We start from the raw sequence: 24,518 nt of genomic DNA on the forward strand, positions 1-24,518 counted from the left end.
CCCCTCTTCTTTTGCCCCACATATTTTTGTGACACACTTCACTGCGCTTTCGGCGCGTCCGTAGTACTTTTACGCCATGATTTGCCTTACCGCCCTCAAATCCCTGTACGCTTTGAACGGCGTCATCGCCGTCCTCCTTTACCTGCCGCAGATCTCTAGAGCCTGGAAGGACCGAAGCCACGCCCTGTCGCTCTCCCTGGTCACCTTCGGCGGCTGGTGCCTTGGTTCGCTGATCACGGCGCTCTACACGTATCGGGATCCACTCCGCGCCCTCCGCTCCGTAGCGCGCCTTCACCTCGTTTAACCGCGCCACGACGGTCTCGAACGCCTCGTCCAACGAGATGCGCTCGAATTCGTACCTTCCTTCCCCTTGGGGCCTACGCGCTTGAGAGGATAAAGGAGCCGGTCCGGGTCGTGCACGATCTGCGGCGAGTGGCGCCCGATGCGGCAGAGGATCCCCATGGGGGTTCCCGCCTGCGGCCCCACCGAAACCAGCCCACCCTTTTCCAGCGTCACGGTGACGAAGCAGCCTGCGGGGCAGATGCCGCACAGGCCGTTGCGGGTCTCGCGGGATTCCTCGGCCATCCATCACCTCCCCGACTGGCGGCAGTATCCTGGCAAGCGGCGCAGCAGCAGGAGCGCGAACCAGCGCCGTTCGTCGCTGAATACCTGCTCGGTTACAAAGCCGCAGCGGTGCAGCTCGGGGATCACCTGCTCCAGCCGGAACTTCCGGGCGACTTCGGTCCGCACCGATTCACCCTCGGCGATGGTGATGACCCTCCCTTTGGGATGAAGCAGGAAAGTCTGCTGCTTTGTGAAGCAGGCATCGATCTCGATCTGCTCCTGCTCCGGCCGGTAGCGCGCAGAGTGCTCAATCGAGTCTAGGTCGATGGCGCACCCGAGCTCACGGTTCATCCGGGCGAAGATGTTGCGGGTGAAGCTGGCCGTCACTCCCGCCCTGTCGTTGTAGGCCGCCTCCAAAAGGGCGTTCCTCTTCACCAAGTCCACCCCCAAAAGGAAGAAGTCGCCGGGACGCATCGACGCAGCCAGCGCGAGGCAAAAGCTCGACATCTCAGGGCGGCTGAAATTGCCGATGCTGCTCCCCAGGAAGGTCACCATAACCGGGGAGAGCTGTGCCAGAAGCGGGAACGCTTCCCCGTATTCGCAGTTCACAGCTGTCAAGCGGGCTCCTGGAAACCTGGCCGAGAGGCTTTTGCAGGTCCCGAAGAGAGCGGTCAGGCTGACATCGACAGGGAAATAGCAGACCCTCTTGGAGCGCTCGAGCCAAGCCCTCAAGAGATGATCCGTCTTCGCCGCACTGCCGGCCCCAAGCTCCACTAGGTTCACCGGGCCGGTAAGCTCCCTGATGCGGGTGGCGTTGACCGCAAGGATCGAAGCCTCGGTACGGGTAAGGTAGTATTCCGGCTGCGCGGTGATCTGGTCGAAAAGGGCGCTTCCCTGCGCATCGTACTGGAACCGGCTCTCCAGGCGGCGCGGCGGCGACGCAAGCCCTGAAGCGCTGGAGCGGGCGAACTCCTGCACCGGGTCCGCGCCCGCCTGAGGTCTCACGATCCTGGGGCCATGCCCTCGTCTCGCTTCACTGAGTTGGCGGCAGATCAGCGCTTCGGGCGAGGCGAAAAAGGTATCCATGGTTCCTCCTGTTCTGCACTCCCAAAAGTATTAGATTATAGGTTGCTAATGATTAACGTCAACGCTCATGATAACCGCGTGGGACACCTTTGCATTTATGACCATGGCCAGTAGAGTTAGGGGGTGAAAAAACAAGGATCCGGGAGGTCGTGCTGGCGGCAGACCACAACGCCTACCACATCGGCGAGAGGCGATCATCCGGCAAGTCCTGGGGCTTTGGCCCAGCGAGAACCTTTTCCTGACCGGGTGAGAGAAAGGAGCGGACATGCATAAAGAGGACAACACCATGCTGGTCAGCGACGTCATGCTCGACTTCGCGATAAGCACCGGCCTCACCGATCCCGACCGGGCGCCGCGGCGCTACCTGTGGACCGACGCCTTCGCGGTCTGCAACTTCGTGGAGCTTTACCGCCGCTCGCAGGACGAAAGCTGGCTGGAGCTGGCGCGGCAGCTGGTCGACCAGGTGCATCGCGTCCTGGGGCGCCACCGAGTCGACGCAGAAGCGAGCGGCTGGCTGAGCGGTCTGGACGAGCAGGAGGGAGAGCTGCACCCGACCGTAGCGGGGCTGAGGATAGGGAAGCCGCTTGCCGAGCGCCTCCCGGACGAGCCTTCGGACGAGCGGCTGGAATGGGACCGCGACGGGCAGTACTACCACTACCTGACCAAGTGGATGCACGCGCTAAGCTGCATGACCCGGGTCACCGGCGACGTAACTTACCTCAGGTGGGGGATGGAACTGGCCCGGGCCGCGCATCGCGCCTTCCGCTACGCCGCGACACCCGACGGGGCCCCTGCGCTGCACTGGAAGATGAGCATCGATTTGAAGCGCCCGCTGGTCCGCTCAGCCGGGCTGCACGACCCGCTGGACGGCCTGGTCGCCTGCAGCGAGATGCGCTCCCTGGCGGGGGACTTCGCGGTGGACGGGCTGCCGGATCTCGGTGAGGAGATCGGGGAACTGGCGTCGATGTGCCGCGGCAAGAGCCTTGCGACCGACGACCCGCTGGGTATCGGGGGGCTTTTGTGCGACGCCGACTGGATGGAGCTTTTGGTGATCAAGGGGGATTTTCAGCATCTGCGCCTGTTCCGGCAGGTGCTGGACGACGCCCTGGCGAGCCTGGAGGGCGCGGGGGACACTTTCCTGGAACTTCCGGCGCGCTACCGGCTGGCGTTCCGCGAACTCGGGCTGTCGATCGGGCTAAGGGGTGCGGCGAACCTGGCCAGGCTCGCGGTCGAATTCCAAGAGGATCACGATCCCGATCTGCTCTTCGAGCTTACCCCACGCATCGAGGCGCTGACGCGACACCTCGCCCTGGCGCCGAGGATAGAGCGGTTCTGGCGTGGGGAGCGGGACAAGGGGAGCGAGCATTGGAAGGAGCACCGGGATATCAACATGGTGATGCTGGCGACGAGCCTCGCACCGGGGGAGTTTTTGCAGGCGGGATAAAGGAGGTAAAGGTCCTTCGTTTGGAAAGTGGGGTGGTTCACTGGATTTTAAGCTGGGGTACCAGAGGCAAATCCCCCCTGTCCCCCCTCCCGCCTTCGCAGACCGAAGCGCTACGGCGCGCAGGCCTGTCGCAAAGGGGGGAACGCCAGTGCACGCACGGTGCCAGGTGATCTTGCCTGACTCCCCCTACTCCCTTGCCACGCCTGAGGCAAGAAGCTCCTTTCGCTGCTTCTCCAAAAGCTTCGCGCTTTCAACCTCGCCGTTCAGGCGATAGAGCTGCGCCAGCTTCTCCAGGGTGGCGGCGGCCTTCGCTGTGTCGCCGCCGGCGCGGCTCGCCTCCAGGGCGCGCAGATACCAGCCGATGGCCCCCTTTATGTCGCCGGAGGCGGCGGATACGCTCCCGAGCCCGGCGAGGTCGCCGGCGATCTTGCCGCTGAACCCCAACTCCTTGTCCAGGACAAGCGCCCCCAGGTAAGACTCCGATGCCTTGGCGCAGGCTCCCTGCAGCAGGTGGATCTCCCCCAGAAGCCGCAGAGAATTCGCTTCTTCGCCCCTAAGCTTCGCCTCCCGGTTCGCTGCCAGCGCCCTTTCCAAAAGCTCGCCTGCCTCGTCGGGAAAACCCTGCTTCAGTTTCAAGGCGGCCACGAGGTTGAGCCTGCGCCCCAGCGCCTCGCCTTGCTCGGCCGCCTCCGCCCGCTGCGCCCACTGGAGGGCGGCGGGAAGATCCCCGGCGGCCGCCAGAATCTTCGCTTTCTCGTAGTAGAGCTCCGACGCGAGGCCGGAACCGTCGGCCAGAAGCGACGCCCCCCGCTCGACGCTCAGCCGCGCCGACTGCAGATCGCCCCCCAGGCGCTGCGTCCTGGCGCTGTTCACCAGGGCGACGATCATCCCGTCGGTGTTGTCGACGGAAGTGTGCAGCCTGAGGGCCTCGGCGAATTCGGCCAAGGCCTTTCCCCTCTCCCCGCGCGCTTCCGCCTCCACGCCGCGCCGGTTGTGTTCCATCGCCTGCGCCCTGGGGACAGAGACCGGCTTGACCACGCCCCCCGCGCACCCGGCAAGGCAAAGCGCTACCGGTAAGAGCAAAGCGGCGAGCCTCGATATCCTCCTGCCGCTAGTCATGGCTGTCCCCCGGCACGAACTGCTTTTCCTTGGGGGCATCCACATAGCGGCTGATGGGCCACACCCCCTGCACGGCGCGGAGCACGCTTCCGGTCTCCTGCAGGGCGTCTTCCGATTTCTGCAATAGCGGCGGCACCTTGGGAAGCATGGTTTCCTCGGCGAGCTTCAGGTCGGCGCTCACCTTCTCCATGTTCTTGAGGGACCCCTCCGCGCTGGTCAGAAGCCCCGGCAACTTTTGCTCGACCATGACGAAGGAGGCGTTGGCCTTTTGCACCGAGTCGGAGGCCCCGTCCAGCACGGTCGAGAGCTTCCCGGAAACCGCCCCCACCTCCCGGTCTGCGTGCTGCACCAGCAGGTCGGCCCGCTGCCTGGTCCCTTCGAGGTTCTGGGCCAGCTGGTTGAAGTTCTTCATGGACTGCTTGATGTCGCCGTTGGGGTCGTTCAGGTAGCTGATGATCTCCCCCACCTCGCCGAGAACCGGTTTCACCTTCTCGGCCAACTCGTCCGCCAGCTCGTCCAGCGCCTTGGTCTTCACGAAAGCCAGCGTATCGTTCTCCTGCAAAGGCGCCTGGCTCTGCTTGCCGACCGAAACCTCGATGATGGCGTCTCCTACGAGACCTTCCTTGACCAGCTTCGCCGTCGAATCGCGCCTGATCCACTTCTGGTATTTCTGATCGATCAGGAGCACGATGTCGACCCTCGCCTCTTCGTTCAGGGAGATCGACTTCACCCTCCCGATCCTGAAGCCTGAGAGCTTGACCGGCATGCCGCGGGTGAAGCCGGTCCCCTTCTCGACGGTGAACCTTAGATGGTATTTCTTAGTAAAAAGGTCGTTTTCCTTCCCGATCAGGAGAATGACGACGGCGACGACGGCAAGCGCCACCGCGGCAAAGATTGCCACCTTCTTTTTCAGATGCTTAAAGCGCGGATCTTCTACCTTAACCATGCGCGGAACTCCCTTTCATCACTATGCGCGTATCTACCTGCAGCTCCCTTAAGGCGTCCTCGTCCGCGGTCAGAAACAGCGAGGTCAGCTCGGGGCTCTCCCGGTGAAACTCCTCCAAAAGGGCCAGGACGGCGCTTCTTTGCCCCCCGCTCAGGCCGGTCAGGACCTCGTTGCAGATCACGAGCCGCGGGTTCAAAAGCATGGCGCGGGCGATCCCCACCTGCCTTCTGGCGTAGAGGGAGAGGTGCCCCGGCAGCTCCATCAGGTCGCCCTCGTACCCCACCCGCTTCAGTGCCGCCATCCCCCGCTCCTCGATCTCGCCGGCCGGGCAGACGGAAAAGTATTCCAGCGGCAGCACGAGGTTCTCCCACACCTTGAGGTTCGAGATCAGGCCGCCGCTCGGATAGATCACGGCGACCTGGCGGCGCAGCGCCTGCAGCGCCTTATTCGACGCGCGCTCCAGCGGCTCACCCAGCACGGTGACGCTTCCCGACAGAGGCTTTGCCAGCGCCAGCATCAACCTCGCCTGCAGGTCGTTTTCCTCCTGCCGTGCAGTGATGGCCGCCGCCTTGCACCCTGCCGGTATCGAGAAGGAAACCGGCTGCAGCAGCTCACCGGCGACCACGTTTTCGAACTTAACAGCCTGTTCCATGCCGGAAATAACCTCTACAAAAGGAAAAAGAGCGACACCACGCCGTCGATGATGAAGAGCAGGAAAAGACTCTGCATCACGGCCCTGGTGGCGGCCTGCGGTATCTGGGTCACGCTGCGCCCCACCTTGAGCCCCTGGCGGCAGCAGATGGCGCCGATGAAGAGGCCGAAAAGGGCGCTTTTAACCAGCGAGACCGCGAGTTCCGTGATGGTCAGCACCGAAAACACCCCCTGCGAGTACTGCTCCCACGGCACGTGCCACCCTAGCGAGGCGACCAGGAATCCCCCCAAAACGGCGGCGAACTCGAAGTAGATGGCGAGGACCAGCACGGCGCTGGCGACACCGAGGATGCGCGGCATGACCAGGTATACCGGGGCGGGGATCCCCAGCGACTCCAGGTAGTCGATCTCGCCTGCCACCTTCATCTGGGCCAGTTCGGCGGCGATGGCGGTGCCGCTTCTGGCGACCACGATGATCGCGGTCAGAAGGGGCGCCAGTTCCCGCACCACGATCCAGACGATCACCTTCCCGGTGAGGGTCTCGCTCCCTGACCCGGCGATGCTGACGATCTGGGTGATGACCACGGTGCCGATCAAAAGCGCGGTGACCAGGATGATCTTGAAGGCCTCCAGCCCGGTGAAATAGACCTGGCGCAGGTAGACGCTCAATACCGGCCGAGCCCCCTGCCGCATCGCCGCGAGCGCATCGGTGCAGGCGCAGAGGATCAGCTGGACCAGGTCGTAGAGGTAGTCGATCAGGGCGAGCGGCTTGTCGAAAAGCGCCCCTGTCATGCCGCGCCCCGCTGCGAAAGTGGGTTGCTAAAGGTCATAGACGTTCCCGCCGCGCAACAGTTCGACGCCCGGAAGACGCAGCGCCTCCAGTTCGTCCTTGATCCGGTCGTAGTACTGCGGTTTCAGGTGGGTGATCAGGATGCGGGACGGGAGCTTCGGGAGTTTCGCCAGCTCTATGCCCAGGAGCGCCGGCGTCAGGTGCCCGGTGAGGAGCGCTATCTCCTCCATCTCGCTCGGGAAGGAGACCTCGACGATCAGCGCCGCCAGTTCCCCGGCCAGCTCCCAGATGCGCGCGGTGGGGCCGGTGTCGCCGGTGTAGAGAAGGGAAGCCCCTCCCCTGCTCACCCGGTAACCGACGGCCGGGACTGGGTGATTCACGGGGCAGGCGAGCACCTGGTAGTCGCCGACCTGGAAGGGCGCCTCGACCACGACCGGCTGGTAGCGCAGCACCGGCGCCTCAGGGGTGGGGATGCGGGTGAAGTCGGGCCAGATCACGCCGTTCATCAGGTGGCTGCCGAGGGCCGCGAGGACTTCGGTCGTGCCGCGGACCTGGACGGTCCGGGAGATTCCGGAAACGACTATGTTGTCGGCCAGAAGCGGGATGCCGCGGATATGGTCCAGGTGCGAATGGGTCACCAGGATGTCCTTGATGCGCCACTGCTCCTCCTCGCTGAGCACGGCCCCCACGGTCCCGGCGTCGAGGAGCAAAGAGTCGTCGATCAGAAAAGCCGATGGGCTGTGTCCGGGGAATTCGGCGCCTGAACATCCTAATACGCGTAATCTCACAGGTTTCCTCGCTTATCCTGCAATGGTAGTCACTGCCATTCCGGGTGCCGCACCATACCACGTCCCACCATGGATTTCTCCATAATTCCAAGGCCTATGCCTTCTCTCCCCGTGCGCCCCCCACCCTGACCCTCCCCCTGGAGGGGAGGGAACTCGTGACATCCCGCTCTCCTCCCCCTGGAGGGGGGAGGCCGGGAGGGGGGCGTCCAGCTACTACTTCGTCTGCGCCACGTACACGCCGTCCCACCCTTCCGGGGGGGGCACTGCGGCGAACTCGCGGCAGCGCGAGAGATAAAGCTCCGACACCTTGTCGCCCGTGGCCGCGATGGCGGCGAAACCTTCGCAGGCAGAGGCGAACTCGCCGGCCCGGTAAAGCGCAAGGGAGGCCTCGAACTGCGCCTGGAACTTTAGCTCCCCGGTCAGGAGCTGGTACACGGCGACCGGCTCGTGCTTCCCTTTGACCCGCACCAGGTCCACCTTGCGAAACCGGAAGCCGTCGCCTGCATGGGCCTTGGTCGCCTCGCTCACGAGGACCTGGACCCCGTAGAACTTGGTGAGCCCTTCAAGGCGGGCGGAGAGGTTGACCGTATCCCCGATGGCGGTGTAGTCGAAGCGGATGTCGGCTCCCATGTTGCCGACGACCGCCTCGCCTGTGCTGATGCCGATGCCGATGGAGATCTGCGGCACCCCCCGCTTGGCGAACTCCTGGTTCAAGAGCTCAAGCCGCTCCAGCATCTTCACCGCGCTGCGGCAGGCATGCCCGGCATGGTCGGGAACGTCGAGCGGCGCGTTGTAGATCGCCATTACCGCATCGCCGATGAACTTGTCCAGCGTCCCCTTCTCCTCCATCACGATCCGGGTCATGGGGGAGAGGTAGTCGTTCAAAAGCCGCACCAGCTCCTCAGGAGAAAGCGATTCGGAGAGGGTGGTGAAGCCCCTGATGTCGGAGAAGAGGATGCTCACCTCGCGCTTCTCCCCCCCCAATTTCAGCAGGTCCGGGTTCTTGACGATCTTGTCGACGAGGTCGGGAGAGACGTAGCTGCCGAACGCCTTCTTCAGGTACCTCCCCCGCTTCTCGATGACGAGGTTTCGGTACGCCTCGGCCCCGACGTAGGTGAATATCACCGGAGAGAGCGGGTAGATGAAACTCAGGTCCAGCGAGGCGTGTTTGAAAAGGAGGTAGTTGAGGACCAGGTACCCGCCGCTTAGAAGGGAGAAATAGGCGAGCCCGACCATGGTGCGGGGGGTGGTGTTGAGCAGCAGGGCCAAAAGCAGCGGCAACAGGAACATGCACCCCATCTCCAGCCCCAGCGTCCTTCCGTCGCGGATCAGGAAACGGTGGTCCAGCGCGTTTGCCGCGACGGTGGCGTGGATCTCGACCCCGGGTAAGGCCGGGTCGAAGGGGGTGGCGCGCATGTCGTAGATGCCGGTCTCGGTCACGCCGACAAATACCAGCTTCCCCTTGAGCGCCTGCGCCGGGACCTTCTTCTCGATCACATCCACCGCGGAGATGGTGGGAAAACTCGCTGTCCCCCCGTAGTAGTTGAGAGCCAGGCGCCCCTGCTCGTTCACCGACAGCGGGAGGTCCCCCACCGCCACCGAACGGACCCCGAACGGCGCCACGTCGACCAGGACCGGCTTGTCGAGGTAGCGGCTGAGCCCCAAAAGCCCCAGCGACGGGTAGATGTCGCCGTCGTAAAGGAGCAAAAGCGGCGCCTTCCTGAACAGCCCGTCGTAATCGGGAATCTGGTTGAAAAAGCCGAACTCGCGGGCGCCGCCCGCCACAGAGGGGAGATTGGCGTCCAGGCTCGCAAATTCGGTGAGCGGCACCGAAGTGACCCCCTCCTCCAGTTTCAAGAACTTCACCTTGGCGTTAGAGAGTTGCTCCAGGGCGAGCGGGTCGATCTGCTGCATCTCGTTGCGGAAGAAGTACCCCATGACGAGGTTCGGAGAAGACGCCACCGCCCGCGCCAGGGTCCGGTCCGGGACCTCCCCCTGGGGCTCGGAGAAGACCATGTCGAGCGCGATCACCTTGGCGCCATAGGCGGAGAGGTTCTCTATCAGCCGGGCCGTGACCTCGCGGGACCAAGGCCAGCGCCCCACCTCCTTCACGCTCTTGTTGTCCACGGCGACCACCGCCACCTCCGGCCCCGGCGCCACCGCTCCCCGCACCCGAAACCTCGCGTCGCGCAGCCGCAGGTCGACCTGCTCGATGAAGGCGAACTGGCTGCGGTAAAGCCCCAGGGAGAAAAGGGACGCCAAGAGCGCTATGGCGAGGAAGATGCGGGTTCGCTTCATCACTGCTCCAGCATTTTCAAGAGCGTTTCGACGCTGCTTCTATGCTTTCCCTCTGGGTACTCGTTCAGGTACTGCTTGAAGCGGGCCTTGGCCAGGTCGGTCCGTCCCATGTCGTAGAGGGTCTGTCCCGCGCTGTAGAGGGCCGTCTCCATCTGGGGGATCTTGTTGTACTCCTCGAGGACCAGGAGGTACTCCGCGAGCGCCGCCTCGGGGTGATCCAGGAAGCGGCCGTAGACGCTGCCGCGCTCGAGCCTCGCATCCGCGCGGACGTCGGCCAGCGTGGTCAGGTCGAGGGCGATCTGGAACACCTGCAGCGCCTCGTCGTGGCGCCCGGAATCGGCCAGGTAGTGACCGTGGTTGATGTTCCAGCGGGCGATGATGTTGGCGAGGTTGTCTGCTTCGCCCCACTGCGCGGGGGGAAGCGAGCCGGTGGCGGCCTCGAAGTCGAGCTTCGCCTTGGCCAATGGCGTTCCCTGGTCGACGCGCACGGAAGCGGCCGGTTTGGCTCCCCTGGTGGTCTGCGTCATGGTGCCGGGCGGAAGCGGCTCGCTCCCGCCCGAGCTACCCGAGACCGTGACGGTCCCTTCGTTGCCGAAGAAGATGTTGGCGGGCCCCTGGGTCAGCATGAGGAACTCGGTCCCCTTGACCCCTGCGACCGCGGTGCTGCTTTTCACCTTGATGTCGGTCTGCTGTCCCGCGAGCTTCATCACCGACGCGCGGAGTTTGCCCTGGGTGAGGCCGAAGGAGCCGGTCTTCCTGGTCTTCGAGACCAGGTAGCTCTGGATCTCCAGCTCCGAGTTGTTGGCGATGGTGAAGCGGCTGTTGTCGGAGAGGGTCAGTTCGATCCAGCCGTCCTTGCCGGTCTTGAGCCAGTCTCCCTCGTTGATCACCTGCTTTGCCGCCAGCGGGCGGTAGCTTCCGCCCGGGCCCGACTTGTAGAGGACCGTCCCCTTGGCCTTGGTCACGCCACCGGCCGGTGCGGCTATCGCCAGCGCCGGCAGAAGCAGCATCAGGCAGCACAAAATGATGGTACGCATAGGTATCCCTCCGACATCGAATGGAAATCGATCTTTTCTACATTTTCTGAAGGTTCTTCCGGGGTTTCCGGTGGGTAAAGCCCCCTCGTTGGCACCCCTAACCCCCTCCCGCAAGGGGAGGGGGGATGGATCAACTTTCCGCGCCCTTAAGCGCGAAGGTGGCTTGTCCACCGTAGCGCCTAGCGCGAAGGTGGAAAAGCCTAGAGCGAATCGAGCCTCTCCTGGGCCTGCTTGGCGAGCTTGCTCTTGGGGTACTTGGTGACGATCTCCTTGTAGAGCTGCTTGGCGTGCTCGATGTTGTTCTGGTTTTCCTCCAACTGTGCGGTCTGGAACAGCTCCTTGCTCTTGTCCTCGCCGGAGCTGCACGCAGTCGCCAGCGCCAGGAACAACATCATCAACAGTGCGGATTTCTTCATCTATCTCTCCTTTTGTTGGGACCCCTCATGGGGTCGGGAATATGCAGCTAGGGGGCCTGTTTTTTCACCGCCAGCGGAAAATCCGGAACGGTCCTGGGCTTCGCCGTGGTCGGGGTCTGCTTTCCGCCGGTCAACTCCTGCACCCTTTCGGAAAGCCACAGGTCGAGGCTCGCCACGGTGATGCGCCCCTTTCCGGTGTAGTCGGCCTTGCCGGAGATCCCCTCCACCAGCGCCTTGGTGAAGGCGCCGTTGCCCCAGGCGGGGTCCTCGATGGAGTACTGGCGCCCGGTGGAGGAGGCGAAAACGACCACGCCGTTCTCGGCGCTGGAGAGGTCGTTGACCACGGCGTTGACCTCGCTCCCCCCCTTCTTGCCGCCCATGACGTCGCCCGCATGGCAGGTGTCTACGAAGAGCACCGCCTTGCCGGGAAGCGACATCAGGGCTTTCCTGATCTCGGAGAAGACGACGGCACTTTCCCCGAGCTTTCCCGGCTTGCCGTCGACGGGGAGGAAGTAGTAGGCGCCGCCTGCGTCGGTGACGCCGTGGCCGGAAAGAAAGACGATCGCGGTGTCACGCTCACGCGCCTCGCCCGAAAGCCATTTGAGCCCGTCCAGCACGGCCTGGCGGTTTGCCGCCGCATCGGTCAGGAGCTTTACCGAGACATCGCCGTAGAGCCCACCCTTCTGGAGCTGCATGAGGGAGGCGAAGTCCTTGGCGTCCTTGGCAGCGAAGTCGAGGGCGAGTTCCGGGTCGGGGTAGCCCCCGATGCCGATGGAGAGGATGAAAAGCCGCGGCTTGAGCGATATCACCTCGGGCTCGGGTTCCTGCGCCGTGCGCGACACACTTATCGTTGCCGGTTCGCTGGCTGCGTGCCTGTTCTCGGCGATGACGGCGACCTCGCTTTCCCCGGCAGGGAGCGCAAAGGTGACTTTGCGGCGCTCGCCCTGGTTGAGCGGCAGGCCGGTCCCCTGCCACTTGAAGGAGACGGGGCGCCCGTTCACCAGGACCTTCACACCGGTCACGGCCTCGCCGGAGGGGGAGCGCACGGTGAAGTCGACGGTCACCTCCCCCTGTTCGACCACCCCCTTGTCCTGGGGCGAGGTGATGCTCACCACCGGCGGGAGGAGCGACAGGAGCGTTTCCTCCCCAGTGCCCTTGCCGGCTTCCGCATCATCCCACTTGGCTAAGAGCCGGTTGATGACGTCGGGGCGGCAAAAGACCAAGCGGAAGCGGGAGACGGGGAAGAAGTCGGCGCCTTGCGCGGTGTCGCTGTTCAGGTGCCACCCCGCAAGCTCCTCCCCCCCCACGGAAGCGTCGTAGTACCCCGACGGCGTCCAGAGCACCCAGCGCTTTTTGTCCGCGTGCGGAAAGAAGGCGAGAAGTTCCTTGCCGTCGCTCATGCGGTACCAGCGGATGGTCCCGTCCCCTAAGGCGGCGACGGCCACCTTGCCGTTGGCGGACACGTTCACCTGCCAGACGATGGCAGGCGCCGCGCGGTGCCAGCGCTCCTTCCCCAGCCGGTCGAAGCAGCGCAGGTTCCAGTCGGTGCCGAGCAAAAAGAGCTTGCGGTCGTGACCGAGGGCGAGGCTGCGCGACGCCTCGTGCGGCTCCATCCGGAGCGGCAGGCCGTTCAAAAGCGGCGTGGTCCCGTTGCGCCATCCGGTCACCCGCAGCTCGGGCGTTTCCAATAGCGCACCGTAAAGCCCGTCGTCGTCCCCCCCCAGCCTGAGGGATCGGTCCCCCAGGGCGAAAACGGCGCCCGGCTTGGCGCCGGGGCCATAGCCGAATCCGATGGAGGAGCCGTCGGCAGAGACCAGGAGGTTGCCGCCGCGATGGTCGACGATGCCGGGGGCGCGGTGGAACGAGGGGGCCTTACCGGGTTCGGTCACACCGATCTCAGGCCCGGCTGCCGCATAGGCCAGGGCCCCGCCCGGGAGAGAGGCGAGCTGCATCACGTTTCCGTCTGCTATGGGAAGGTCGGAGAATTCTCCCTTCCCCCCCTCTTCCCAGCGGCGCAGCAGGTACTTGTCACCCGACCTGTGGCTCCCCGCGGCGTAGAGCGTCGTGCCGTCTGCGGACCAGGCGACGCTGAAGAGGCTGCCGCTGTCGGCGCCGCCTGGAGCCGTGTAGAGGGGGGTCAGGTCACTCCCGGAGAGGACGGCGACCTTTCGGGAATCGTCGCAGCCGACGGCAAGCTTCCCGCCGTCGGCGGTGAAGGCTATCGAGTAGGGGAGCTCACCGTTGGGGGCTTTCTCCTTGGCCAAGAGCTGCATCCTGTCGTCATAAAGGCGCACGAACCCGTCCCAGGAAGCCGTAGCCAGCCTCCCCGCGGCGTCGAATTCGAGGCCGTAGCAATCGTTGCCGTAAGCGCGGTCCGCCCCGGCCAGTTTCCAGTCGGAGACGCGCAGCTGGTAGACCCCCTTGCCGGCGCCGAGCGCCACGGCGATGCGCCTGCCGTCGGGAGAGTACCTAAGCGCCTTGATCACGTTGGGGAAGCCGTCCAGCCGCTTCACCACCTTTCCGGTGGCGCGGCTATAGAAGTAGACGCTCCCCTTTTTCTGCCAATCCCACCCGGTCCAGCCGCCGCAGGCGATGGTGCCGCCATCGGGGGAGATGGCGACCGCGAATAGCTTCCCTTCGTTCCCCGGGCCGATGTGAGGGCGCAGGATGCGAACCGGGGCGGGGTCGGAACTCCCCTCCACCTTCGCGGCGAGATCCCAGACCCGCACCGTCTTGTCCTCTGATGCTGTCGCCATCCAGTGCCCTGCCGCGTCGATCGAGATGGCCTTCACCATCGCCGTGTGCATACCGGTCTCGATGCGGAGCATCGGTTCGCGCGGCGGGGCCGCGGCAAAGGCCAGGGTTGCCGCCATCTGCCAGGCCAGACAGAGCGAAAAAAGCGCGGATAGGAACCTTCGGCTCATCATGTATCTCCAGTCTCTTTGCTGCATAACCGGGGGCTCGCGCCTCAGCGCGGCACCCGCCCCGTCACCTTGAAGACGAAGTCGTAGGTCAGGATATCCTCCCACTGCCAGCCGCGCGCGGTGGAGCGGGTGTCGTCGGGCCCGCTGTAGGGCTTGCCCGGGGTGTAGTACCAGTTGAGTATCGCCTCGCCGGAGCGGCGCAGCACCACCCAGTATTTCCCCGGCGGGAAGGTTTCGGCATCGGGCGCGACGGCGAAATCGAGCCAGCCGTAGCCGGGAAGGCGTTTGACGTTCTCCAGGTAGACCGGCCGGGAGCGGACCCCGCGGGTCAACCCGGGCTTCCCATCTTCGTCGGCCACGATGTCGAGGTACACGGTGCCGTCGCCGCCGAACTTCCTCATGGCGAGCGAGACCTGTTCCAACCTGAGCGGCCTATCCAGCACAAAGGCCTGGGCGTAGACGCTGGTGGAGGTGGCGTATTCCGCCGTTTCCCGCTCCAGGGAAGCCTCGCCGCGATTGCCGCTGTTGGTGTAGAAGTCGAGGTTGGCAGGGAAGTGCGTGTTGCCGAAGATCACCCTTCCGGCTGCGTCAGGCTCGACCGGCGGCGGCCCGCTCGGTTTTTTCTTCTTCGGCTTCGGCGCCGGTTTAGCAGGTGCCGGGGCCGGTTCCTTTTCCAGAGGCTTCGGCTCAAGCTTCGGGAGCGGCGCGGGCTGCGGCTCGGGTTTCGGGAGCTCGCTCTTCGCCTCTTTGACAGGCGCCTTTGGTGCCGGCTTGGGCGGAAGTTTCGGCTTCGCCACAGGCTTCGACGGGAGTTTCGGTTCCGGCTTCGGTTCCGGCTTCGGTTCCAGTTTCGGTTCCGGCTTCGGTTCCAGTTTTGGTTCGGGTTTAGGTTCCGGTTTAGGTTCAGGCCTGGGCGTCTGCTTACCCTCGCGCTTCGGTTCCGGCTTCGGCAAGGACGGCAGTGAGGGGACGGGGACCGGGAGCGCCACAGGCACGGGGAGCGGTGCAGGCGCCGTGAGCACAGCGACCTCCGGGGCCGCGGCGATCATCTCGAAGCTCGCCATGTAGCCGCGCGGCTCGCTCCCGGAGCCTTTCAGGTTCAGGTCGACGAGATCGCGGCTGTAGTTGCTGCTGATCGAGGCGCTATAGCGCGGCAGCACCGGGGCCGCCCGCCAGGAGGTTCCGATCTCGCCGCATTCCAGACCATGGGCGTATTTTATGTGGCGCGTGGAGGTGAACTGCTTGGACTGCTGCGGGTCGCAGGGAAGCCAGCCGAGCCCGGGGAACCAGACCTCGATCCAGGCGTGCAGCCCCTCCCCCATCCCCTGCACCAGCGAAGAGCCGCGGTTGTCCAGCGGGATCTTCCACTTGTCCTTGAGGGTCAGCCCTACGGCGACGCGCGCGGGGATCCCGGAGGCGCGCAACAGGGCGCAGGCCAGGTGCGCGTAGTTCTGGCAGTTGCCGGTGCCGGTGGAGAGGCCGTAGAGGGCGTCGTAGGACTTGGGAGGGGTCTCGTAGCGGATATGGTCGGTGACGAAGTTGATGACGGCATCCACCGCTTCGCCCTGGTTGGCGGCGTCGGCGGTAAGCTCCGCCGCCTTTTTCACCACTTCGGGGTCCGTCGCCTGCACCTGTTTGGTCGGTTTCAGGAAGAGCCGGACGTCCTCCGGGACCTGGCCGACAGGAAAGGGCGCGCGCGTCTTGACCGGCGCTAGCGTAGCGTCTATGGCGGTGGTGTAGACGATGGTGGCGCGAGCGTCTCCCGCGAGCTTGCGCCAGGTGACCACCTTGTAGCTGTTGCCGTAATCGTCGGTCTCGTCCTTGACGGAGTCGGGCTGAGGGTCGAACTTGAGGCGATGGTCGGTGAGGCGCTGGTTGAGGCTCGCCACCTTGATCGCCGCCGGTAGCGGGAAGCGGTAGATGAGCTCGGAGAGCTTTTCCTCGACGCCGAAGGTGACCTGCTGGGTCACCGTGACCTCGCTGGAGATCTTCCCCGCGACGACGAGCGTCTTAGCCCGGCAGGGGACCGCCGTAACCAGGATCAAAAGCGCCAACAACAGTCCTTTTTGCAGCATGAGCTCTCCTACCTGAATCTCGCGCATAGCTTAAACAGCTACAGGGATGCGGGGATCGGGGACAACGACAGAGCCGCCATCATCCCCTACCCCCTTCATCCCTGTTTTACGCGTTGTCATCACGGCCTGAAACCGCCGTTGCCGCTCTACTTCAGTACGAAGGCCACCTTGGCGCCGGCCAGGAAGTTCCCTTTCTGGTTGGCGGAGAAGATGGTTACCGCGTCCTCGTCGGTGACCTGCAGGTCGGCGGCGCTGACGGTGCCGCTTGCCTTAACGACCAGCGGGTTCTTGATGCCGCGCGCCTCGAGTGCGGCTTTAGCTTTCTCCACGCTGTTGGTGTACTCGCCGCAACCCTGCTCGACCAGGACCTTCTGGCTCACCTTGGACGGGTCGTAGAGGAGCTCGTTCTTGGCGCTGAAGATGCGGTTGATCAGTGCCGGCCTGAAGTTCTGCTCGGTGGCGTCGACGATCAGACCGTCGTAGCTCTCCGGCAGGCGCTCGACCTTCGCCTTGAACTTCGGCGCGGGCTTGCCGTCCACCTCGGTCAGGCTGCTTTTAAGCTCCGGGTCCTTGAACATCTTCTCGTACATGGAGGAGGCGAAACCTTTGGGGCCGTGCATGCCGACCTTGACGATGGCGACCGCGGTGTCCGTCTCCTTGCTGTACTCCTGCACCACGATCTGGACCCCTTTGACGGTCCCGGTCACGGCGCTCCTGATCAGGTCGCTTTCGAGCACCCCGTCCTTCACCAGGGTATCGCCGACAAGGGCGAAGCCGTTCAGGTACTCGGCAACGGCTCGCTGTGCGGTGACGACGGCGGCGCGTTTCGCCCCCATCTCCCTCTGCGCCTGGCTCAGGTTCGGGTTGGCGTTGGCGGCGGCCTCGCCGTAGAACAGGATGCTCTCCTGGCTGAAGGCGGCGTTGTCGTCCCTGCCCGACGGGCTGCCGGTCAGGGTGAGGTTTTGCTGGCTGAGCCAGGTCTTGGCCTTGACGAAGGTGTCGTCCAACTGGATGGACATGTCGTCCTCGGCGTAGGCTCCGCCCACCATCCCTGCCACCAGCAACGCCCCAACAAGAAGTCTCTTCATGATTCCCTCCGTTATTGAATTTGAAATGTTGACCGGCGACCCGGTTGTTAGTAGATGTTCCTCTTCTGGTTCAGCACACGGATGGCCAGGAGTGCGTCGGCGCCGTCCACCGGGTCGTTCAGGCGGAATTCCCCGGAGAGCTCACCCTCCATGATGCCGCGGGTGGTCATGTTGATCACCGCGTTGTAGAAGGGGGAGGTGCTCCGGACGTCGGGAAACGGCGACTTCTCCTGCCCGAAGTAGGCGGAAGCGAGCTTCTCGTCGCCGGTCAGCTTGATCAGCACGTCCTCCAGGATGAAGGCCATCTCGCCGCGGCTCACGCTGTCGGCGGGCTTGAAGAGCTGCGCCTTGGTGGTCTCGTCGAACTTGGGCTCCATGCCGCGCACCTTCCACTTCATCATGGTGAGCACCTCTTCCTTGAAGGGGTGGTTCAGGACATCCGCGGGGGTGAACTCAGGCTTCATCTTCGCGAGCTGCGAGGCAACCGGGATCCTCCCGGCAAAAAGCTGGTCCAGCTTCAGTTCGTCCACGAGGAGCGCGGCCAGGTCGGCACGGGTGACGGCATCCTGCGCCGCTATCTTCTTGCCCACCTCGCCTACGGTGATACCCGCCATGGCGCGCACGATGCGGTCCGCTTTCTTCCAGGCGCGGTCGGCCTTCTCGTGCCACTTCCCTTCGCGGCGGGCGTTCAAGACATCGGCGAAGCGGTCGCGCGCCTTCTGGAACTCGAGGCCGTCGAGGTAGGCGACCCCCATGTAGTAGATGAGCGCCTCGCCCCCCTGGTAATAGGTGAGCGCCCGCTCGTCGAGCTTCAGCTCGCTCCCGCTGCGGAAGGCTTCCTCGGCCTGCTTCAGCCAGTTCTCGTCCTTGACCAGGGTGTGCACCCGGACCTTCGCGGCGTAGTAGTCGAATTCCTCCTCGGGGCGGTCCGCAAACTTCTTGGCCTTCTCCAAGTTGGCAAAGGCACGTTCCAGCTCCACCGCCTTGAACTTGGGATCGGCCTGCGCCTTCACCTTTTCGGCCGAGACTATGGCAAGCCCCGCGTACGCCTTGGAGAACTTCTCGTCGAGGTAGACCGCGCGGTCGAACTTCTCCGCGGCGACAGTCAAGCCGCCGCTTTCCAGGGCCTTCATCCCAGCGAGGTAGTGGTGCTCGGGGTTATCCTCGGGCGAAAGGCTGCGCACCTGCGGACCGGCGCATCCCGTCACCGTCGCCAGGACGGCAACCAGCGCGAAAAGCATGAACAGCGTTTTTTTCATCATCGTCAGCCTCCATGTGCTTCTGGCATAAGCTTTGCGGCTTTAACGGCCACTCAAGCAAAGCAGGAAAACCTGCCCGACATCATGAGACGGACAGGCCCGATATTTCCCTCGATGTTTTTCCTTACTGCACCGTGTAGATCATCCAGCCGGTCACCCGCCCCTGCGGATCGGCGGCGAAGATCATCTCCCCCTTCTGGTACAGGTAGTAGGTCCCCTGCCGGGAGGTGACCATCCGGGAGGGCTCTCCGTATTTCGCAGCGAGCTCCTCTGAACTGCTCCCCACCCCGATCCCGCGGGAGCTCTTCTCTGCGTACCCTTTCCCGGCGGAAACGAGGCGGACCAGCTGACCGTCAACAGAGATGAGCATGTCCTCCCAGCCGCTTCCCTGGCGGGAATACACGGTGATGGTCGGTTCCTCCTTGTCCACCCCCTTAAGGGAGAAGGTGGCGACCTCCTTGCTCTTGACGAAGTCGTCCCGAGGGCTGATCCGGGCGATGGTCTCGGCCCCGCTTGCCTCGCTCCCGCCGAGGATCTTGGGAGCCGCACCCTTTTCGTCCTGCAACTGGGCCAGGTTGAAGGCGGCGGTGCCGCTCCCGAGGTTGCGGGCGGCGGCCATGTCCACCATGGCCTTCTCCTTGTTACCCCCCTCGGCGTAGGCGATGCCTCGCACCACGAGCGCGTTGGCCAGCGTGATCGTCTCGTTGTTTCTGCGCGCCATCTCCATCGCCTTGTTGGCGAGGATGATGGCGTTGTCGCGGTCCCCGATCAGCGTGTCCACGGCGGCAAGGTTCACGTAGGCTGCGGCGTAGCCGCGGTCGCGCTGGATCGCCTTGTCGAAGTTGTCCGCTCCCTTTTGCAGCAGGCGGTTGCGGCGCTCTGCAAATTCGTCCGGGAGTCCCTTCGCCCTTTGCCCCTTCGCCTTGAGCCTCGTCTCGGCGTCGAACTCGAAGGGGTAGCCGAATTTCAGGGCGCCGGGACGGAACAGGCGCAGCGCCTCGGAGGCGTAGGCGACCCCGGCGTTGTTGAACATCTCGCGGCTCGGGAAGGTGTGCGCAAGGTGCTCGAACAGGCGCCCAGCCGCTTCGTATTTTTCCAGGAGCAGCAGCCGGTTCCCCGCCTCGAACACCGGAACCAGCTTGCGCAGGTTCGCCTCGGCGCGCTCCGCAATCGCCTCGCGTTCGGCGCGGGTGGGGTAGTTGGGAAGCTTGCTGGGGAGCTTGTAGGAGGCGTAGATGAGCTCTATGGCCCGGGGGGCGACGCCGAGCGTGTCGTAACCGGCAAGGTGGCCGTAAAAGCCGCCGAAGTAGTCCGCCTCGGTCTCCCTCTTGATCACGTCCTCGTAGCTTGCCGCCTTGATCATCTTGCGTCCCACCTCCAGCGAGGCGAACGAGTTGCCGAAATCCCCCACCCAGCCGTGGCGCATGTAGTAATGGGTCAGCTCGTGCCCGAGCAGGAAAGCGATGGCGCTCTCCTGGTCGTCTCCCAGCGAGGCGAAGAGATCGAAGATTTTCTCCTCGATGGCGATGTAACCCGCCTGCAGGGGACCGCTGTCGGCGTCCAGGCCGATGGCCCCTTCGGTGCCGGGGTCGGACCAGGCGACCGCGTTGCGGCTTGAGGCACCGACGGGGGAGACGATCAGTCGCGGGGGAACCCTGCCGTCGCCGAAAGCGCGGGCCACGCTGTCGTAGATCGCCTTCACCTTCTGGTACTTGGGATGGTCGGTCGGGAGCGAATCCACGGCAAGGGAGGTGGCGGCGGAAAAGAGCAGGACCAGGGCAGGCAGCAGGGCGGTAAAGCGCCCGATCCAGAGCCGTTTATGTCGTGTTGCCGATGCGGAGTAAGGCACCTGGCGCCCCCTTTTAGTAGTTGACCGTGACCCTGACGGTGAATTCCTTCTCGGAAAACCGCCCCTTGAAATCGCTGATGGCGACGCGGAAGCGGTAGGAGCCGGGAGGAAGCGAGATGCTGTCGACCTTGACGCCGTCTTTGTCGGCGTAGGGCTTGATGCGTGGGGTGAGGTCGATGTTGCTGCTCTTCAGGCACTCGAGCTTTAGCGTGTTGACGTCGACCTGCGATCCGTCCCTGGGGGCGAAGGAGACCTCAAGCGGGAAAGTCCGGTCGCCGGCCGTGACCTCCAGGTCGCGCGCGGTGATGGACGGCCCGTCGCTGCGCAAGGCCGCGGCGAAGCCGAAATTCCTCGCCTCCGGGAGGGCCGCCTCCTCCATGGTCAGCAGCTGCAGGGGAGCGGCGCAGATCCCGGCCTGGACCAGGGTGAGGGTCAGCAGAAAAAAAACGCCGGCGATGGTAAGGAACCTTCTCATAACCCTCTCCTTCATAGTCAACCTGAATGCCTGCCACGCTGCATGGGACGGGCTAAAAAGCCTGCAGCAGGACGAGCAGCTCCTTTTCCACCAGCTCCAGGTCGAGGTTTCCCGGCCGCTTGAGCCTCTGGTCCAGCTCCTTCAGTGCCAGGACTGCAGGTACAGGAACCCCCTGGTCGGCGACCTTGTTTCCGAAATAGCGCGGGACGCCGGCGGCGAGGTAATCGCGGTTTCCCGTCTTCGCCGCAAGCCTCGCCCCTTGAGCCCAGGCGCCGAGGCGCGCGAACGGGAGCTGTTCCGTGGGAACCAGCCTCTCCAGTTGCCCGCTTGCCCCGGCGAGCGTCGAGGGATCGGCTCCCCGCTCCAGCTGCGCCACCACCCACTCCAGAGGGGAGCGATCCGGGTTTCCCGCCAGCGACTCCAGAAGCGGCGCCAGACGCGCTGCCTGCGCCTGGGCGCGGTCGCCGTCGCCGGCGATGAGTTCCACCTCCAGGTTCATCAGGCTTACCCCGATGCGAAAGGCAACGCTGCTTGCGTCCGCCGAGGTGGCGAAGCCGAAGTTCTTGTCCTGGGCCATGGAAAGGGAGGCCAACTGGGCGGGGTCCCCCTTCGCCATCAGCAGCCGGGCCAGCCGTGCGCCGTCGGGTGCGTTTCCCTGGGGGACTCCGCCGGTTCTGCGTTGGGCGGCGGCAGACGCGATCTGTTCCCTTGCCGGCAACCGTTCCGTATTGGCATCGGGGAGCTGCGCCATCTCCTTCGCGGGGGGAGGGTCGCCGTTTCGCCCGGCGGAAGCCGCCGTTTGCGGGGAAGCCGCTTGATCGGAGCGCGCTACCATCCCCCGGTCCGGTTCAACCGTCCGCAACTGGAGCGTAACCGCGATCACCAGCACCGCAGCGACGGCAAGGGCGGAGGGAAACAGCAACCGGTGCCGCTTCTGCTGCGCCGGTGCCTCGGAAAGTTGTGAAGCCGCGATGAACAGTTCGCGGCAGTGGTCGCAAGAGGCCAGATGCCCCAGCAACCGGTCGCGCTCCTGGCTGGAAAGCGACCCGTCCACGAGCCCTGCCGCCGTTTCCAGCGCCGGGCATCCTTCTGCCGGCTCGGCGTCGGTCAAGCCCCTGGTTAGCGCCTTTCCTAATGCGGAATCATCCTTTTTCATAGTCGCCGCCAATTCCACCTGGTCAGCCGCGGGAGTCGCCGCGGCAAAGAAATCCGATCTCTTCCCATGTGACGGACAACGGTTGTTTTTCCTGCAAAAAAATAAAGCTCAGACTAGGTCCTTGAGGGTGAGACCCCGGCGCAGAAGCGATTCGCGAAAACGGACCAGGATCCTGCGGATCCGGGCATCGACTCCGTTCTCGGTGGCCCCGACCAGTTTCCCTATCTCCTTGAAGGACATGGGAGTGCTGCCGTCGGTAGGGAAACGAAGCCGCAAAAGAAACCTCTCCTCGCCATCCAGCCCAGCCAGGAGATCCTGCACCGCCTGCCGCGCACCACTCTCCCGCTGGGTTTCGATCAATACCGCCTCGGCGTCCTTGCGCGGGTCCGGCACCACGAACTCGACCTCATCGTCGACCGCCACCCTGGTTCCCGGCACCAGCCATACTTCCTCCGGGTCGGAGGCGAGCAGCATCTGCGACCTCGCGCCGCGTCCCCGAATCTTCTCCAGCATCCCCTGAAGTGCCTCGAGCGGCTCCCTTATGCCGTGGTCGACCTCCAGGTGGCTGTGCGCCTGCGAAAGCGTGCATCCCCTGTGGTAGACGAGTTCGTAGAGACGCTCCGCCACCTCTCCCAGCTCCCTGGCGCGCTCTCGGGCCCGGCTGCGCCCTTTCTTTTGCCGCACCAGGTCTATCACCAGGTTCGCCACGATGGTGGTGAGGTAGGTGGTGAGTTTTGCCTTCCCCTTGAACTCGCGCAGGGCCTTGAAGTCGTCCTCCCTGAGCCGGTCCAGCACCTCGTTCAGAAGCTCGTCGCTCTGGTTTTCCAGGTCCAGCCCGTCGTCGCTTCCCGCCGTGAAACCGTCCCCCCCGGCGCCGGTCATCGACTGCAGCACAGCCCGGCGGCACTGCTTCTCGATGTAGCCAAGGTTGTCCGTTATCAGCCGCGCGTAGGCGCCCCCCTCAGGGTGCTCTGAGGGGGGTCGCTCTGCGAAGAAACTACGGGGCTTGAACAGTTGCATGCCGGTATCCGCGGGCGTAGCATTAACAGCGAGAATTTTTTATCATTAACCGTGAGAAATGTAAATATCTTTACCGTCTTATGCTTCAGCCGACAGCGGGTAAAGCGCCGGCTGCGATTAATGAACTATTTCCGGTAGCTCAACTTGATGAGATAAGGGGCATAGCTCTCCAGCTTCAACTTGGGGTTGCGGCTCAGGCTGTTGGCCAGGTAGATGGAGTTCTCGGGATAGCTCACCAGGAACTCGTTCACGCCTGTCGCCTGCACCTCGCTGACCCAGGCCGCGCCGTTGATCGCCTGCTTCACGTCGAAGGTGCCGTCGAGGCCGTCGAAGCCGTCCACCTTCACCGTGATCTTGCGCGATACCCCCTTGATCTGCTTGGCGAATTTCTCCAGCACCCCCGGCATCGCCTTCTCCGACAGGCTCTGCATCCCCTTGGCGGCCGCATCCTCGAGGCTTGCCGCGGTCCCCTTGGCCTCGGAGCTCCCAGCGCCGACAATGAGGAGCCTTCCGGAGTCACGGTCACGGGTCAGCAGGCGGTAGGTCAGCCGGACCGTCACCCGGTTGAAGGGGGCCTCAATGCCGTAGCCGATCTCTTCCCCCTTCTTCTGCGAGACGGTGTAGTCCACCTTGCCGATCAGGAGCAGGTTGCTCAGGTACTTGCCGAACAGGCTGCGCATGGTCATGAAGTTGCCGCTCTTGATCGCCTTGTCGACCGCCTCCGCGTCGAGTACATCGGCGGGGGCCATGTCCGTCACCGTGTACCCCTGCTCCACCAGCTTCTCGATCAGGCTCTCGGAGACGATGTTGCTCTCCTCGTGCTCGTCCTCGACCCTATGGTTCGCGACCTTCGCCTTCACCAGCGTTCCGCGCCTGTCGCTCACCTTTGCGTTCGACTCGGACTCCAGAAGCACCCGCGGCTTCCGGGCGGGAAGAAAGACCGCCACCGAATTGTTCAGGGCAAGCGAGGCCAAGGCCTCGGCGGCCTTGGACGGCTCGACGCAGGCGTTCACCGTGACGTGGTAGAGCGCGGGCTCCTTGTGCTCCTTTATCACCTTGTACGAGGTGATGGTCCCTTTGGCATGCACGCTGACCAGGTCGTCCAGAAGGGCCGAGTTTTCCACCACACTTTCGGCGCGGACCTCGACCCCGACGGCGCTCTCCAGGGCGGCCCATCGGGCACGCGCCGTCGCTTCCAGCTTCGCCGAGGCGACATCGTTGTTGACGACGGCGGCACTACCCTCGCCGTTATAGCAGTTGTCCTGCGCGCAGGCGCTGTCGACGCAGAGCGCGAAAAGCGACAGTACGCCGATGGCGGCCGCCGCTTTAGCCGTGAAGAGATGTCTCAAGATGTTCCTCCCTCCGTACATCAAACAAAACCTCCAGTATCAGAATCCAGGCCCGCCAGGAGCAGCACGTGCAACTGATGGATAAGGCAAAACCGGATATAGGTCGCCGCAGTGTAAATATCACTTAGTGCTGGTTAAAGACAACTATTTTATTTCTTGGAAATGACAATCCCCACCCACTATG

Annotated in this window: 21 protein-coding genes; 2 read left to right on the forward strand and 19 right to left on the reverse strand. The window is 64.2% G+C overall.

Annotated features, from left to right (window positions below):
- Positions 1 to 76: 76 nt before the first annotated feature.
- Positions 77 to 304 (forward strand): PQ-loop domain-containing transporter, encoded by a 228-nt coding sequence (locus GEOBRER4_RS12915; RefSeq protein ID WP_226377783.1) that lies wholly within the window; start codon positions 77 to 79, stop codon positions 302 to 304.
- On the opposite strand, the gene GEOBRER4_RS12920 is transcribed toward GEOBRER4_RS12915, so the two are convergent.
- The gene (locus tag GEOBRER4_RS12920) at positions 301 to 585 is read right to left on the reverse strand and encodes a hypothetical protein (RefSeq protein ID WP_226377784.1); all 285 of its coding nucleotides are present in this window, start codon (positions 583 to 585) and stop codon (positions 301 to 303) included. The two genes, GEOBRER4_RS12915 and GEOBRER4_RS12920, sit on opposite strands and share 4 nt — an antisense overlap.
- Before the next feature lie 3 nt (positions 586 to 588).
- Positions 589 to 1,650 carry an L-histidine N(alpha)-methyltransferase gene (locus GEOBRER4_RS12925; RefSeq protein ID WP_185242646.1) on the reverse strand — a complete coding sequence of 354 codons (1,062 nt, stop codon included), beginning with the start codon at positions 1,648 to 1,650 and terminating at the stop codon, positions 589 to 591.
- A 265-nt stretch (positions 1,651 to 1,915) separates the two neighbouring features.
- Between GEOBRER4_RS12925 and GEOBRER4_RS12930 the strand changes: the two genes are divergently transcribed.
- Complete coding sequence (locus GEOBRER4_RS12930; protein ID WP_185242647.1) at positions 1,916 to 3,094, forward strand: hypothetical protein; 1,179 nt, start codon at positions 1,916 to 1,918, stop codon at positions 3,092 to 3,094.
- 186 nt (positions 3,095 to 3,280) lie between these two features.
- Here the strand turns inward: GEOBRER4_RS12930 and GEOBRER4_RS12935 are convergent, their stop codons facing one another.
- From GEOBRER4_RS12935 to GEOBRER4_RS13015, 17 genes are all read right to left on the reverse strand, one after another.
- A complete protein-coding gene (locus GEOBRER4_RS12935; RefSeq protein WP_185242648.1) occupies positions 3,281 to 4,213 on the reverse strand; it encodes a tetratricopeptide repeat protein in 933 nt (310 codons plus the stop codon).
- Positions 4,206 to 5,159, reverse strand: coding sequence for an MlaD family protein (locus GEOBRER4_RS12940; RefSeq protein WP_085812215.1), 954 nt, complete (start codon positions 5,157 to 5,159; stop codon positions 4,206 to 4,208). Before GEOBRER4_RS12940 ends, GEOBRER4_RS12935 begins: the two co-directional genes overlap by 8 nt.
- On the reverse strand, positions 5,152 to 5,811 hold the full coding sequence (locus GEOBRER4_RS12945; RefSeq protein WP_185242649.1) for an ATP-binding cassette domain-containing protein: 660 nt from the start codon (positions 5,809 to 5,811) through the stop codon (positions 5,152 to 5,154). Before GEOBRER4_RS12945 ends, GEOBRER4_RS12940 begins: the two co-directional genes overlap by 8 nt.
- Positions 5,812 to 5,825: 14 nt before the next feature.
- Positions 5,826 to 6,602, reverse strand: a complete 777-nt coding sequence (locus GEOBRER4_RS12950; RefSeq protein ID WP_185242650.1) for an ABC transporter permease — start codon at positions 6,600 to 6,602, stop codon at positions 5,826 to 5,828.
- Between the two features lie 27 nt (positions 6,603 to 6,629).
- On the reverse strand, positions 6,630 to 7,388 hold the full coding sequence (locus GEOBRER4_RS12955) for a 3',5'-cyclic-nucleotide phosphodiesterase (RefSeq protein ID WP_185242651.1): 759 nt from the start codon (positions 7,386 to 7,388) through the stop codon (positions 6,630 to 6,632).
- A 213-nt stretch (positions 7,389 to 7,601) separates the two neighbouring features.
- Positions 7,602 to 9,686: a CHASE2 domain-containing protein gene (locus tag GEOBRER4_RS12960; protein ID WP_185242652.1), complete on the reverse strand. Its 2,085-nt coding sequence runs from the start codon at positions 9,684 to 9,686 to the stop codon at positions 7,602 to 7,604.
- Positions 9,686 to 10,723, reverse strand: a complete 1,038-nt coding sequence (locus GEOBRER4_RS12965) for a FecR domain-containing protein (protein WP_185242653.1) — start codon at positions 10,721 to 10,723, stop codon at positions 9,686 to 9,688. Before GEOBRER4_RS12965 ends, GEOBRER4_RS12960 begins: the two co-directional genes overlap by 1 nt.
- Before the next feature lie 200 nt (positions 10,724 to 10,923).
- Complete coding sequence (locus tag GEOBRER4_RS12970; protein WP_185242654.1) at positions 10,924 to 11,139, reverse strand: tetratricopeptide repeat protein; 216 nt, start codon at positions 11,137 to 11,139, stop codon at positions 10,924 to 10,926.
- Positions 11,140 to 11,186: 47 nt separating this feature from the next.
- Positions 11,187 to 14,063, reverse strand: coding sequence for a caspase family protein (locus tag GEOBRER4_RS12975; RefSeq protein WP_185242655.1), 2,877 nt, complete (start codon positions 14,061 to 14,063; stop codon positions 11,187 to 11,189).
- 44 nt (positions 14,064 to 14,107) lie between these two features.
- Entirely contained in the window at positions 14,108 to 16,138 is a 2,031-nt protein-coding gene (locus GEOBRER4_RS12980) for a transglutaminase-like domain-containing protein (RefSeq protein WP_185242656.1), read from the reverse strand.
- A 146-nt stretch (positions 16,139 to 16,284) separates the two neighbouring features.
- Entirely contained in the window at positions 16,285 to 17,226 is a 942-nt protein-coding gene (locus GEOBRER4_RS12985; protein ID WP_185242657.1) for a hypothetical protein, read from the reverse strand.
- 47 nt (positions 17,227 to 17,273) lie between these two features.
- Positions 17,274 to 18,488, reverse strand: a complete 1,215-nt coding sequence (locus GEOBRER4_RS12990; protein WP_226377785.1) for an S-layer homology domain-containing protein — start codon at positions 18,486 to 18,488, stop codon at positions 17,274 to 17,276.
- A 121-nt stretch (positions 18,489 to 18,609) separates the two neighbouring features.
- Positions 18,610 to 20,334: a hypothetical protein gene (locus GEOBRER4_RS12995; protein WP_185242658.1), complete on the reverse strand. Its 1,725-nt coding sequence runs from the start codon at positions 20,332 to 20,334 to the stop codon at positions 18,610 to 18,612.
- A gap of 13 nt (positions 20,335 to 20,347) precedes the next feature.
- Entirely contained in the window at positions 20,348 to 20,809 is a 462-nt protein-coding gene (locus GEOBRER4_RS13000) for a hypothetical protein (RefSeq protein WP_185242659.1), read from the reverse strand.
- 52 nt (positions 20,810 to 20,861) lie between these two features.
- Positions 20,862 to 21,965, reverse strand: a complete 1,104-nt coding sequence (locus GEOBRER4_RS13005) for a zf-HC2 domain-containing protein (RefSeq protein ID WP_185242660.1) — start codon at positions 21,963 to 21,965, stop codon at positions 20,862 to 20,864.
- A 108-nt stretch (positions 21,966 to 22,073) separates the two neighbouring features.
- Positions 22,074 to 22,985, reverse strand: a complete 912-nt coding sequence (locus tag GEOBRER4_RS13010; protein ID WP_185242661.1) for a sigma-70 family RNA polymerase sigma factor — start codon at positions 22,983 to 22,985, stop codon at positions 22,074 to 22,076.
- A gap of 125 nt (positions 22,986 to 23,110) precedes the next feature.
- The gene (locus tag GEOBRER4_RS13015) at positions 23,111 to 24,334 is read right to left on the reverse strand and encodes a hypothetical protein (RefSeq protein WP_185242662.1); all 1,224 of its coding nucleotides are present in this window, start codon (positions 24,332 to 24,334) and stop codon (positions 23,111 to 23,113) included.
- Positions 24,335 to 24,518 lie beyond the last annotated feature (184 nt).

The sequence above is a fragment of the Citrifermentans bremense genome, from assembly GCF_014218275.1.
In the GTDB taxonomy this organism is placed as follows: Bacteria; Desulfobacterota; Desulfuromonadia; order Geobacterales; family Geobacteraceae; genus Geomonas; species Geomonas pelophila.

Coding starts and splice junctions, on each gene's coding strand:
- GEOBRER4_RS12915 (WP_226377783.1), top strand. CDS start 77: ATGATTTGCCTTACCGCCCTCAAATCCCTGTACGCTTTGAACGGCGTC.
- GEOBRER4_RS12920 (WP_226377784.1), bottom strand. CDS start 585: ATGGCCGAGGAATCCCGCGAGACCCGCAACGGCCTGTGCGGCATCTGC.
- GEOBRER4_RS12925 (WP_185242646.1), bottom strand. CDS start 1,650: ATGGATACCTTTTTCGCCTCGCCCGAAGCGCTGATCTGCCGCCAACTC.
- GEOBRER4_RS12930 (WP_185242647.1), top strand. CDS start 1,916: ATGCATAAAGAGGACAACACCATGCTGGTCAGCGACGTCATGCTCGAC.
- GEOBRER4_RS12935 (WP_185242648.1), bottom strand. CDS start 4,213: ATGACTAGCGGCAGGAGGATATCGAGGCTCGCCGCTTTGCTCTTACCG.
- GEOBRER4_RS12940 (WP_085812215.1), bottom strand. CDS start 5,159: ATGGTTAAGGTAGAAGATCCGCGCTTTAAGCATCTGAAAAAGAAGGTG.
- GEOBRER4_RS12945 (WP_185242649.1), bottom strand. CDS start 5,811: ATGGAACAGGCTGTTAAGTTCGAAAACGTGGTCGCCGGTGAGCTGCTG.
- GEOBRER4_RS12950 (WP_185242650.1), bottom strand. CDS start 6,602: ATGACAGGGGCGCTTTTCGACAAGCCGCTCGCCCTGATCGACTACCTC.
- GEOBRER4_RS12960 (WP_185242652.1), bottom strand. CDS start 9,686: ATGAAGCGAACCCGCATCTTCCTCGCCATAGCGCTCTTGGCGTCCCTT.
- GEOBRER4_RS12965 (WP_185242653.1), bottom strand. CDS start 10,723: ATGCGTACCATCATTTTGTGCTGCCTGATGCTGCTTCTGCCGGCGCTG.
- GEOBRER4_RS12970 (WP_185242654.1), bottom strand. CDS start 11,139: ATGAAGAAATCCGCACTGTTGATGATGTTGTTCCTGGCGCTGGCGACT.
- GEOBRER4_RS12975 (WP_185242655.1), bottom strand. CDS start 14,063: ATGAGCCGAAGGTTCCTATCCGCGCTTTTTTCGCTCTGTCTGGCCTGG.
- GEOBRER4_RS12980 (WP_185242656.1), bottom strand. CDS start 16,138: ATGCTGCAAAAAGGACTGTTGTTGGCGCTTTTGATCCTGGTTACGGCG.
- GEOBRER4_RS12985 (WP_185242657.1), bottom strand. CDS start 17,226: ATGAAGAGACTTCTTGTTGGGGCGTTGCTGGTGGCAGGGATGGTGGGC.
- GEOBRER4_RS12990 (WP_226377785.1), bottom strand. CDS start 18,488: ATGATGAAAAAAACGCTGTTCATGCTTTTCGCGCTGGTTGCCGTCCTG.
- GEOBRER4_RS13000 (WP_185242659.1), bottom strand. CDS start 20,809: ATGAGAAGGTTCCTTACCATCGCCGGCGTTTTTTTTCTGCTGACCCTC.
- GEOBRER4_RS13005 (WP_185242660.1), bottom strand. CDS start 21,965: ATGAAAAAGGATGATTCCGCATTAGGAAAGGCGCTAACCAGGGGCTTG.
- GEOBRER4_RS13010 (WP_185242661.1), bottom strand. CDS start 22,985: ATGCAACTGTTCAAGCCCCGTAGTTTCTTCGCAGAGCGACCCCCCTCA.